Annotated in this window: 13 protein-coding genes and 1 other RNA gene; 8 read left to right on the top strand and 6 right to left on the bottom strand. The window is 41.2% G+C overall.

Annotated elements, in window-relative coordinates; genetic code table 11:
• Positions 1 to 124: 124 nt before the first annotated feature.
• The 7 genes from ffs (at position 125) to PCY16_RS11020 (ending at position 5,185) form a co-directional block, all read left to right on the top strand.
• Positions 125 to 210: signal recognition particle sRNA small type (gene ffs, locus PCY16_RS11050), an RNA gene on the top strand.
• Between the two features lie 14 nt (positions 211 to 224).
• The gene (locus PCY16_RS11045) at positions 225 to 1,064 is read left to right on the top strand and encodes a putative RNA methyltransferase (protein WP_195413412.1); all 840 of its coding nucleotides are present in this window, start codon (positions 225 to 227) and stop codon (positions 1,062 to 1,064) included.
• 113 nt (positions 1,065 to 1,177) lie between these two features.
• Positions 1,178 to 1,930 (top strand): HAD family hydrolase, encoded by a 753-nt coding sequence (locus tag PCY16_RS11040; RefSeq protein ID WP_155222562.1) that lies wholly within the window; start codon positions 1,178 to 1,180, stop codon positions 1,928 to 1,930.
• A gap of 85 nt (positions 1,931 to 2,015) precedes the next feature.
• On the top strand, positions 2,016 to 2,714 hold the full coding sequence (gene dapD, locus PCY16_RS11035; RefSeq protein ID WP_002886999.1) for a 2,3,4,5-tetrahydropyridine-2,6-dicarboxylate N-acetyltransferase: 699 nt from the start codon (positions 2,016 to 2,018) through the stop codon (positions 2,712 to 2,714).
• Positions 2,715 to 2,790: 76 nt separating this feature from the next.
• On the top strand, positions 2,791 to 3,924 hold the full coding sequence (locus PCY16_RS11030) for an N-acetyldiaminopimelate deacetylase (RefSeq protein ID WP_155222512.1): 1,134 nt from the start codon (positions 2,791 to 2,793) through the stop codon (positions 3,922 to 3,924).
• A 68-nt stretch (positions 3,925 to 3,992) separates the two neighbouring features.
• Positions 3,993 to 4,520, top strand: coding sequence for a 5-formyltetrahydrofolate cyclo-ligase (locus PCY16_RS11025; RefSeq protein WP_155222511.1), 528 nt, complete (start codon positions 3,993 to 3,995; stop codon positions 4,518 to 4,520).
• Positions 4,511 to 5,185 carry a rhomboid family intramembrane serine protease gene (locus tag PCY16_RS11020; RefSeq protein ID WP_155222510.1) on the top strand — a complete coding sequence of 225 codons (675 nt, stop codon included), beginning with the start codon at positions 4,511 to 4,513 and terminating at the stop codon, positions 5,183 to 5,185. The genes PCY16_RS11025 and PCY16_RS11020 overlap by 10 nt, the downstream gene beginning before the upstream one ends.
• Before the next feature lie 45 nt (positions 5,186 to 5,230).
• Here the strand turns inward: PCY16_RS11020 and galU are convergent, their stop codons facing one another.
• The 6 genes from galU to PCY16_RS10990 all read right to left on the bottom strand — a co-directional run bounded on the left by galU (position 5,231) and on the right by PCY16_RS10990 (position 10,652).
• Positions 5,231 to 6,145 (bottom strand): UTP--glucose-1-phosphate uridylyltransferase GalU, encoded by a 915-nt coding sequence (gene galU / locus PCY16_RS11015; RefSeq protein WP_080611756.1) that lies wholly within the window; start codon positions 6,143 to 6,145, stop codon positions 5,231 to 5,233.
• Between the two features lie 17 nt (positions 6,146 to 6,162).
• Positions 6,163 to 7,185: an NAD(P)H-dependent glycerol-3-phosphate dehydrogenase gene (locus PCY16_RS11010; protein WP_145517093.1), complete on the bottom strand. Its 1,023-nt coding sequence runs from the start codon at positions 7,183 to 7,185 to the stop codon at positions 6,163 to 6,165.
• A 118-nt stretch (positions 7,186 to 7,303) separates the two neighbouring features.
• Positions 7,304 to 7,864: an MptD family putative ECF transporter S component gene (locus PCY16_RS11005; protein WP_070576671.1), complete on the bottom strand. Its 561-nt coding sequence runs from the start codon at positions 7,862 to 7,864 to the stop codon at positions 7,304 to 7,306.
• A gap of 8 nt (positions 7,865 to 7,872) precedes the next feature.
• On the bottom strand, positions 7,873 to 8,664 hold the full coding sequence (locus PCY16_RS11000) for a formate/nitrite transporter family protein (RefSeq protein ID WP_070576667.1): 792 nt from the start codon (positions 8,662 to 8,664) through the stop codon (positions 7,873 to 7,875).
• A 116-nt stretch (positions 8,665 to 8,780) separates the two neighbouring features.
• Complete coding sequence (locus PCY16_RS10995) at positions 8,781 to 10,031, bottom strand: NAD(P)H-dependent oxidoreductase (RefSeq protein ID WP_002885631.1); 1,251 nt, start codon at positions 10,029 to 10,031, stop codon at positions 8,781 to 8,783.
• An 18-nt stretch (positions 10,032 to 10,049) separates the two neighbouring features.
• The gene (locus tag PCY16_RS10990; RefSeq protein ID WP_148512803.1) at positions 10,050 to 10,652 is read right to left on the bottom strand and encodes an NADPH-dependent FMN reductase; all 603 of its coding nucleotides are present in this window, start codon (positions 10,650 to 10,652) and stop codon (positions 10,050 to 10,052) included.
• 206 nt (positions 10,653 to 10,858) lie between these two features.
• Between PCY16_RS10990 and PCY16_RS10985 the strand changes: the two genes are divergently transcribed.
• Positions 10,859 to 11,305, top strand: coding sequence for a dUTP diphosphatase (locus tag PCY16_RS10985; RefSeq protein ID WP_002886985.1), 447 nt, complete (start codon positions 10,859 to 10,861; stop codon positions 11,303 to 11,305).
• The last annotated feature ends 8 nt before the right edge of the window (positions 11,306 to 11,313 follow it).

Raw genomic sequence — 11,313 nt, 5'->3', positions numbered from 1 at the left:
AAGTCTTATGTTTTATCGAAGTTTAGACTGACCGAAGGAAATAATAGGGACTGATAGGAAATAGGACTAGCTAGTCTTATCATAAGTTCTCTACTTGCAATCACTTCGATTTATGGTATAATATTTTTCGGAGCAACATCTGTGCGTGAAGCGGGTCAGGGGAGGAATCCAGCAGCCCTAAGCGATTTCAGGTGTGTGCTCTTTTTTTGTGTCGAGGAGGATTTATGGCCAAATTTAGTGTTTTTAAAGATCAAGAGAGTCTTTTTGCTTGTCCTATCTGTCAGGCGCCAATGCATTTGGATTTGTCTAGCTTGGTTTGTCAGAATAGGCATACCTTTAATATTGCCAAGCAGGGCTTTGTCAATTTTTTAAGACAGACTAAGGGAGATAAGCACTATGATATGGCTTCTTTTGAAAAGAGGAGTCAGATTCTTGCAGCAGGCTATTACGATCCTATCCTGGAGGTGATTTCAGAGCGCTTGCGTGACCTTCCTGGACACTCGCACGTGTTAGATGTTGCCTGTGGTGAAGGCTATTATAGCCGTCAGTTGGCTCAACAGTTTGACAAAGATTTCATGGCCTTTGACTTGTCTAAGGATTCTATCCTTCTTGCGGCTCGTCAAAATCCTCAGAAAAATGTAGCTTGGTTTGTTGGTGATTTGGCTCAATTGCCCTTATGTGAACACGGTATCGATGTCATTTTAGATATCTTTTCACCAGCTAATTATCAAGAATTTGGAAGACTTTTGTCTGATCATGGCTTGATTTTCAAGGTTATTCCTCACGAAGATCATCTTAAAGAGTTTCGCCAACTGTTACCGGAGGCGCAGGCTTATTCTAACCAGGATGTTCTGGAACATTTTCAAGAGTCTTGTGAGCTTTTGGAGCGTGTGACGATTGCTAAGACTTGGTCTATGCCATCAGAGCATGTTCAAACATTTGCTGAGATGACACCTCTTTTCTTCCATGCCAATAAGGATACTTTGGACCTGACTTCAGTGACGCAATTAACCGTTGCGGGAGAGCTGCTGATTGGTCGTATTAGAGATGATAAGCAATCCTAACAGTCGTTGGGATTTTTTTGATGGGAAAATATCTCAGTTAGCTTGTTTGGTCTTCCTAAAAGATGTATGATGGGAGCAATAAGTAAGAAAGTTTCAGTAATGGGTAAAAAGTGATGAAAAATAGAGCCTATAAGAACTACATTTTTGATTTTTATGGTACCTTGGTTGATATCCTAACCGATGAGAAGGATCCTATGTTATGGGATAAATTAGCCCAACTTTACCAAGCTTATGGGGCGGATTATAAGGGTGAAAGTCTTAAAAAATCTTATGCTAAGCGTGTGGCTCAGACTCGTAAGGAGTTAATAGAGATTAAAGGAGTTGCTTATCCAGAAATTGATTTAGCTCACATTTTCAACCAGCTTTATGTAGATGGTCGGCCTCAGTCTAGTAACTCTAGTCAGCCGGACGATTGGGGAAATTTGATAGCCATGGTCTTTCGCGTCTTATCTCGTAAGCAGTTGTTAGCTTATCCGCATACCAAGGAGGTTTTGACCTTTCTAAAAGAGCAGGGTCGTCGTCTCTATCTCTTGTCTAATGCTCAAGCAGCCTTTACTAATACTGAGATTGACTTAATGGAGTTAAGACCTTACTTTGATGCCATTTACCTGTCTTCGGATGCGGGTATCTGTAAGCCTCAACCTGAATTTTTAAAGCAAGTTTTGGATGATCATGGGTTAAAGCCATCTGAGACTGTTATGGTGGGAAATGACTTGACGACTGATATTGCTGTGGCTGAAGCAGTTGGGATCGATGGTATCTTGCTGAATACCTTCCCTTATTCTCGTCGAGAGTTGGAGAAATCCCCAATCAAACCAGATCGAGTGATTACTGACATAGAGGCTCTAAAGACAAATTTTACATAAAAATACACTCTATTTGGCAAAAGCAAAGACAATTATCAGAATTTTTGGTATAATAATTCCTAACTTTATGTGAATGGAGAATCTCATGACTGCACAAAAAATGTCTGCACAAGAAATTATCGCTTTTATCGGTAATGCTGAAAAGAAAACGAATGTTAAAGTAACTTTTGAAGGGGAATTGGCAACCGCTGTTCCAGCTTCTGTCACTAAGCTTGGTAATGTTCTTTTCGGAGACTGGAAAGATATCGAACCACTTCTTGCAAACTTGACTGAAAACAAGGACTACGTTGTAGAACAAGATGGCCGTAACTCAGCTGTTCCATTGCTTGATAAACGTCACCTTAATGCGCGTATCGAACCAGGCGCTATTATCCGTGACCAAGTAACTATCGAAGATAATGCTGTTGTTATGATGGGTGCTGTTATCAACATCGGTGCTGAAATTGGTGCTGGTACTATGATTGATATGGGCGCAATCCTTGGTGGTCGTGCTACTGTTGGTAAAAACAGCCACATCGGTGCGGGTGCGGTCCTTGCTGGTGTGATTGAACCAGCTTCAGCAGACCCAGTTCGTATCGGTGACAACGTCCTTGTTGGTGCTAATGCTGTTGTTATTGAAGGTGTTCAAGTTGGTAACGGTTCAGTCGTTGCTGCTGGAGCTATCGTTACTCAAGATGTTCCTGAAAATGTGGTTGTAGCTGGTGTTCCAGCTCGTATCATCAAGGAAATCGATGAAAAAACACAACAAAAAACAGCACTCGAAGACGCTTTGCGTAACTTGTAACATATTGATAGTAGAGGCCTGTAAGGCCTCTATTTCTAGATTCTCTATAAAATAAGACAATAAAAAGGGTAAAAACATGACACTTGATTTAATTAAAATCAGACGAGACCTTCACCAAATTCCTGAAATTGGTTTGGAAGAATTTAAAACTCAGGCTTACCTCTTAGAGCGTATTGCCGAAATGACTGAAGGTAAGGACTTTGTGGAGCAACGTACTTGGCGTACAGGAATTCTTGTCTATCTTCACGGGCATGCTCCTGAAAAAACCATTGGTTGGCGTACAGATATTGATGGCCTCCCAATCGTAGAGGAAACAGATCTTGACTTCAAGTCTACTCATGAAGGTCGTATGCATGCTTGTGGACACGATATGCACATGACCACAGCACTTGGTCTTTTGGACCAGATGCTTCAAGTACAGCCTAAAAATAACATGCTCTTCCTCTTCCAACCAGCCGAAGAAAATGAAGCTGGTGGTATGCTTATGTATGAAGATGGTGCCTTTGGAGATTGGTTGCCAGATGAGTTCTATGGCCTCCACGTCCGTCCAGATTTCAAGGTAGGTGATATTGCGACTAACACAAGTACCCTTTTTGCTGGGACTTGTGAAGTCCTCGTTACTTTCAAGGGGAAAGGTGGACATGCGGCCTTTCCACATGAGGCCAATGATGCTCTTGTAGCAGCTTCTTACTTTATTACTCAAGTGCAAACGATTGTCAGTCGTAATGTTGACCCTATTCAGGGTGGGGTAGTTACCTTTGGTTCTTTCCATGCAGGAACTACTAATAATGTTATCGCTGAAACTGCAGAGGTTTATGGAACTATTCGTACCCTTACTCAGAAAATGAGTCTCCTTATCCAGAAGCGCGTGCGCCAGATTGCAGAAGGTGTAGCAGCTAGCTTTGGTATGGAAGTGGATATCATGTTGAAACAAGGTGGTTATCTTCCTGTGGAAAATAATCCAGCCTTGGCCAAAGAGTTGATGGCCTTCTTTGATGCTAGCCCAGAAGTTAACCTGATTGATTGTCCACCGGCTATGACTGGAGAGGATTTTGGTTATTTGCTTAGTAAAGTTCCTGGTGTCATGTTCTGGTTGGGAATCGACACGCCATATGCACTTCACCATCCTAAGATGAGTCCAAACGAAGATGCTCTCGCTTTTGCAGTGGCTGAAATTGGAAAATTCCTTAAACACAAGGCAGAAGCCTAATCAGAGTCGATAAAGCTAAAAAATCTACCAAGTCTGACTTTTGGTAGATTTTTTGATATGATAAACCTATGAAAAATGAACTTAGAAAAACAGTCTTGGCTCAATTAACTTCACAAGAACCTGAGACTAAGGCTAAGATAGATAAACATCTTTTGGAGCAATTGATTGCCTTACCTGCTTATAAAGAGGCTCAGGTGATTGCGACTTATTTGTCCTTTCCTCATGAATATAATACCAGTCTTTTAATCAATCAGGCTTTAAAGGATGGTAAACGACTTTTGATTCCTAAAACATATAAACAAGGTCGAATGATTTTTGTGGATTATGATCCAGGTAATCTTGTTGCAACCTCTTTTGGCTTGATGGAACCTGCGTCTGATTTGGCTGTGGAAAAATCAGAGATTGATTTGATTCATGTGCCAGGAGTAGTTTTTAATGATGAAGGCTATCGTATTGGTTACGGAGCAGGTTACTATGATCGCTATTTGTCTGATTTTGAAGGGGATACAGTTAGTACGATTTATCCTTGCCAGAAACATGATTTTCAACCAGACAGCTATGATATTCCTGTTAAGGAGGTCGTCACATGCAAATAAATGAGTGGAAGAAATACCCGGCAACCTATCTATTGTTGGGGCTTACGACGTTGACTTTTATCTGTCAATATCTTTTAAACGGCTTTCAAGCGACTTCGCCTTTGAGCCTTTTTAAGATGGGAGCTATGTACGGTGCGTTTGTTCAGTACAGTCCCTTGAACCTTTGGCGTCTTGTAACACCAATTTTTGTGCATATAGGTGTTGAGCATTTTCTATTTAATATGCTTGCTCTTTACTTTATGGGGAAAATGGCTGAGCAGATTTTTGGGACTCCACGTTTTCTAGGGCTTTATTTGTTAGCTGGTGTTATGGGAAATGCCTTTACCTTACTTTTTACGCCTAATGTTATTGCAGCTGGTGCTTCGACATCCTTGTTTGGACTTTTTGCGGCTGTTGTGATTCTTGGTTATTACAGTCACAGCCCCTTGCTTAATCAGTTAGGCCGTAATTATTTGGCTTTGATTGTTATTAACTTAATCTTCAACCTTTTTACACCTAGTGTTGGGATTACAGGCCATCTCGGTGGTTTAGTTGGAGGTGCTCTTGCAGCTATCTTTTTGGCCAACAAGGTTGAAAGTCGCTTATTTAGTAGAGGTTGGCGTTCTACAGCTCTTTTAACCTATATTTTACTATTGCTGATTCTTCTAGGATTCACTTATTTTTAAGCCATATGAAAAATCCATCGAATGTTATGTTCGATGGATTTTATTTTAGTCTTTTTTAGCTGCTTTGCCTTCAAGTTTGTGGCCCAAGTCAATGAGGTATTGCTTGAGGTTATCTTTAACTTGAGGATGTTTAAGTGCGTAATCGATAGACGTTTTCATGAATCCGAATTTGTCACCGACATCATAACGGTCTCCAGTAAATTCGCGAGCAAAGACGCGTTGTGTCTTGTTAAGTGTATCGATGGCATCAGTCAGTTGGACTTCGTTTCCAGCACCTGGTTTTTGAGTTTCCAAAATACCGAAAATTTCAGGTGTTAGAAGGTAACGTCCGATGATAGCAAGATCACTTGGTGCATCTTCTGGATTTGGTTTTTCAACGAAAGTTTCAACGCTATAACGTCCATTTTCGCCTTTGCCTTGAGGGGCGATGACACCATATGAAGAAACTTCTTCGTGAGGTACAGGCATAACTGCAATGGTTGATGCATGTGTTTCCTCATAGTCGTTAATGAGCTGCTTAGTCAAAGGTACTGCTTTGTCATTAGTGATATCCATGAGGTCGTCACCAAGCATGACAACGAATGGCTCATTTCCGACAAATGCTTTGGCTTGAAGAACTGCATCTCCAAGACCACGCGGATGGCTTTGACGGATAAAGTGGAGGTTGATAGCAGTGGTGTCATTAACCAATTTCAACAAGTCTGTCTTACCTTTTTGTTCCAAGTTGTATTCTAACTCGAAGTTTGAATCAAAGTGGTCTTCGATAGAACGTTTTGACTTACCAGTAACCACCAAGATATCTTCAATACCTGATTTGAGGGCTTCTTCAACGATAAATTGGATGGTTGGCTTGTCAACGATTGGCAACATTTCTTTGGCCAAGGCCTTAGTAGCTGGTAAAAAGCGTGTCCCGAGTCCTGCAGCGGGGATGATAGCTTTTTTAACTTTTTGATTCTTCATGAGAACTCCTTAGATTTTTATTTTTTATCCCATTCATTTTCAGAGCGCAATTCATTGGACATCATATTGAGAATAGATTCCTTGATATCAGCACCCTCATAGATAGATTTGTAGATTGCTGTTGTAATTGGCATGTAGACACCGAGTTCTTGGGCGATTTCGTAGGCAACCTTTGTGGTTGAAATACCTTCGATAACCATTCCCATGTTACGTTCAATGTCTTCTAGTTTTTCTCCACGACCGAGCGCATCCCCAGCACGCCAGTTACGTGAATGGATAGAAGTTCCTGTAACAATAAGGTCACCAACCCCAGATAGACCGCTGTAAGTCAAAGGATCGGCACCGAGTTTCACACCAAGACGAGTGATTTCTGCAAGTCCACGAGTAATAACGGCTGCCTTAGCATTGTCCCCATATCCCATACCGTGGAGGGCACCTGCACCTACCGCGATAATGTTTTTAAGAGCACCAGCTGTTTCAACACCAATCACATCTGAATTGGTGTAGAGGCGGAAGTAGTTATTACTGAAGATGCCTTGGACATAGCGTGCCACTTCAAGATCCTTAGATGCTGCTGTAATCAAAGTGATATCGCGAACGATAGTTTCTTCAGCGTGGCTTGGACCAGATACGACAACAATGTCACTACGAAGTTCCCTAGGAATCTCTTCTTCAAGGATTGTTGAAAGACGTTCGTGTGTTCCGGGTTCCAATCCTTTTGAAGCATGCATGACAACAACTTTGTGGTCCAAAAGTTCGGCAACTTGTTTAGCAACTAAGCGAGTAACTTTGGTTGGAACAACAAAGAGAACAGCGTCGACACTATCTAGGGCTTCAGACAGTTCCTTGTAGGCTTTAATGTTTTCATCCAAAACCACATCCTTGAAGTAGCGGGTGTTGGTGTGTTTCTCGTTAATTTCATCAATTTGTTCAGGGATGTTTCCCCAAATACGGACCTCGTGTCCGTTGTCGTTGAGTACCTGAGCAAGGGCAGTTCCCCATGAACCGGGGCCCAAGACAGCGATTTTTTGTTTTTTCATCATTAGGTCTCCCTTTAGGTCCTTTCTAACAAAGTAGAAAAAGACTGTATTCTTTTTCATTATAACATAAGAAAAGCATGTTTGTCTTGTACTCTCTGTTAGGAAGGCTGATGGCCATTTATTTTTTCAGCCAATTTTGGGCAATGTAGCCTCCAATGAGGGCAGCCATGAGCGTTCCTCCAATCAGGATTAAGACATGACTACCTGTAAAGGGAACCATAACTTGATTGACATAATCTTGAGTTTTCCCTTTGGCCAGGAGCTGTGCGATATAAGCTTTGGGCGCAAGCCACATGGTGATAATGGGTGCTAAGTTCCCTAGGGAAAAAATCATATAGGAGAGTAGATTAAGTTTATTATTCTCATAGTTCCCTTTCTTAGCTAGAAAATCAGCGACAAGGCCGGCTAAAAAGCTAGGAAGAAAGGCTAGAACAAAGTGCCCAGAGGCAAAGAAGAAGAGGGACATAAAGATACCCAGACAGGTAATAGCTCCAAATTGTTTAGTTTTTCTGATAAGCCCCAAATAGACCCAACCTGCAAAGATAGCAGCTAAAGCAGGCGTATGATACATATTTTTGACTTTGAAAAAGATTAAATCAATGGCAACTGCAAGGGCTAGGCAAATAAAATAGAGTAGAATAGCTAGACTGGTTTGTTTGATGAATGTCTTTTGACGCATGAGGTCTCCTAATCAATGTGAGGTGTTTTAGTTTTATTGAGCCAAGAGTATGCCAAACCAATGAAAATACCTCCGCCAATCCAGTTACCGAAGAAAACGACTATCCACTGACGTAGAATATTTGCCAAAGTGAAATTACCTACAGCGTCACGCACACCGTTGAAACCGAGCAACATGAAAGAGGCAAAGTTAGCAATCAAGTGTTCATTAATCAAAAATACAAACATAAAGATAGCTGATAGCGCAATGAAAATTTTAGCAGATTCTTCTTTGAGGAGCATGTAGCCCAAGATGGCAATATTAACGAACATATTCGCTGTAATACCTTCTGTAAAGTTCATCCAATCTGTTTTTCCAAGCTTGGTTGAGACAGCAGTAACTAAGAAGCTCTTGTCAGTCAAATGTTGGAAAGAGAAGGATTGGTTGAAGAACCAGGCCAAGATAAGGGCACCGACAAAATTAAAGAAGGTACAGTAGAGGAGGATGGTACACATCTTGCTCCATTTGATTTTACCATAATAGGCACCACTGGTCAGGAACATCATGTTTGAAGTAGCCAACTCTCCATTGAATATGAGAACGAAGACCAGTCCGATGGCAAAGATAAAGGCAAAGACAAAACGAGAAAGGGCTGGAATACCTGTTGCGATAACATCCGCACCAATAATTCCTACAGCAGTCGACATGGTAAGATAAGCTCCTGCAAGCATAGAACGCAAGGCATAGCGCCCCAGACTTTCGTCAAAGAGAGCTTCTTTTTTAGCACAAGCAGCGAATACTTTTTCTTGAAATTGAGACATAGGTTTACCTCTAAAATATGTGGCATGGAGCATGGCAAATGCGCAAGCTCGAGTGAAACTTAATCTAGGATGACCATGAAAAAAAGTCAGGACAGTTGTCCCAACTTTTCCAAGTCTTAATATGAGGATGCTCCAGATGTGGCATCTGCGGCTGGGGCTGCGTCGCCACCATGACCACCCGCATCTGATGCACCAGATGTGGCGTCGCTACCGCCATGACTAGCTGCAGCTGGTGCAAAAGGACCGCTTCCTCCGACAAGGCGTTGACCAGTTGTTTCGAGATACCAGTCAAGCCATGGTTTAAAGTTAAAGACGATTTCATTGATTCCTGCATAAGAACCATCATCATAGTACATAGCCTGATAGTTATGCGTATTGATAACTCCTTCAGGTGACCCTGGAACAATCGTACGAACATATTCTTGGTTACCATTACGCAGTGTACCGATAACCCATTCCACATTTTTCATACGAGCTGGTGGAAGTGAGCCGTGAACAGTTGACATACGGCTACCAGATTGAGGTGGTACACGTTTGGCGAACATAGTATCAGGATCTTGATGGGCGTTATTGTAGTAGAGGAACTGGTTGTTATCATCGGCATAGGTCAATTCAAATGGCATAGCCTTGAGGAACATGTCAATTTGATTAACCGTCAAAATACCGTGGTCCAATTTCACGTAGGTATCACCAGATACCGCACCAGTGATTTCAGCTACTTTTTCTACCCACTCTGGATCGTCAGGATCAACTTCGGTAACAGTTGTAGCGATTGGGTTGTTACAATCCAAGTCTTCAGGTTCAATTGGTTTTGGTTTTTTCAATTTAGAAACCACTCCTACATATTGGATGAAATTGTCTAAGCATTGTTCAAGGAAATTAATAGTACCTTCGTTGGTAATGTTTCCCTCAAGGTCAAAGGCTTCTTTAGCCTTTCCAAGCAAGAATTCATTACCTGGAAGTGTATAGGCATTGACACCAGGTGCTTCAAGGATTTTACGCAAATGCACTTGGGCACGTGAAGTTCCTTGGTCGTAGTAAGAAGCACCAACAATCATTACAGGCTTGTTTTCAAAAGGGTGCACTTCGAATGATAGCCACTCTAATACTGATTTAAGTGCTGCAGAGATAGTGTGATTGTGCTCAGGTGTTGCAATGATGACACCGTCAGCACGTGTAATTTTGTTATTAAGTAAGCGAAGTTGGAAACTTTCATCCCATTTTTCATCTTGGTTAAACATAGGGACTTCATCAATTTCCAAAACTTCAAGTTCAAATTTAATTTTAAAATGTCTTCTGATAAATTCGAGCAGTTTACGGTTATATGATTGATCATAATTTGCTCCAACGAGTCCAACAAATTTCATAGTTTCTATTCTCCTGTCCTATAGGCTTTCCCAGTCGAAGTCTTCAGCTTCTTTATGTAGCAACTCTGTAGCATGTGAGAGTTTACCAGTAATTTTGACGTAGAGACGGAAGTCATCAAAAATAGCATCTAGTTTTTTGATGACATCAAGGTCGACTAAATCACCATTGCTATCAAAAGCTTGTAGGGAATGCGAAAGTAAGAATTCGTCTGGAAGCACATTAGCTTTGATTTCTGGAGCATTCAAGATTTGACGAAGTTGTAACTGTGCACGAGAAGCCCCGAGTGTTCCGTAAGATGCTCCTGTAATCATAACAGGCTTATTCAAAAGAGGGAAAACACCGTATGAGACCCAAGCTAAAGCATTCATGAGAACAGCTGGAATTGAGTGATCATACTCAGGTGTTCCAATAATAATCCCATCAGCCTCATCGATTTTTTTAACGATTTCAAGGACACTTTCTGGCAATTGTTTGTTAGCGGGTTTGTTAAAGACAGGGAGGTCTTTGATTTCAACAAGTTCGATGTCTGCCTTATCTGCAAAATGTTTCTGAATATATTGCAATAATTGTCTATTAGTTGAACGTTTTGAATTCGTACCAACAAGTCCGATGAATTTCATGAAAATTCTCCTTAAAAGTATTATATCTATTACTATGTTAGCGTTTTCCTAGTTAAAAGTCAATCTTCGTTTAATGAGAAAGTGATTAGACTATTACCTTTGTCATCTTATTTCGAATAGATTATAATAGGATAGATTTAAAAGTCTGAAGCTAGCATGGCTAGTTTTACAAGAATTAATTTATAGATGTATCGAAAGGAAAAATAATGACAAAAATTCGTGGATTTGAACTTGTATCAACCTATACAAATCAGGACTTACTTCCAAAACGGGAGACAGCCCATGCAGCTGGCTACGACTTAAAGGTGGCAGAGCGCACAGTGATTGCACCAGGAGAAATCGTCCTCGTTCCAACTGGGGTCAAGGCTTATATGCAAGCGGGTGAGGTGCTTTATCTTTATGATCGTTCTTCTAATCCTCGCAAAAAAGGTCTGGTCTTGATCAACTCTGTGGGGGTTATTGATGGCGATTACTATGGAAATCCAGGGAATGAGGGTCACATCTTCGCCCAGATGAAAAATATTACGGATCAGCCCGTGACTCTTGAAGTTGGCGAACGCATCGTTCAAGGTGTCTTTATGCCCTTCTTAATTGTAGATGGAGATGAAGCTGACGGTGTTCGTACAGGTGGTTTCGGATCGACAGGGAAATAGAGAAAGAA

Origin of the sequence: Streptococcus sp. SS4, from assembly GCF_030440125.1 — a bacterium.
Taxonomy (GTDB): Bacteria; Bacillota; Bacilli; order Lactobacillales; family Streptococcaceae; genus Streptococcus.
Note: the sequence above shows the minus strand (reverse complement) of the source record. Positions and strands in the feature narration are given on the sequence as shown.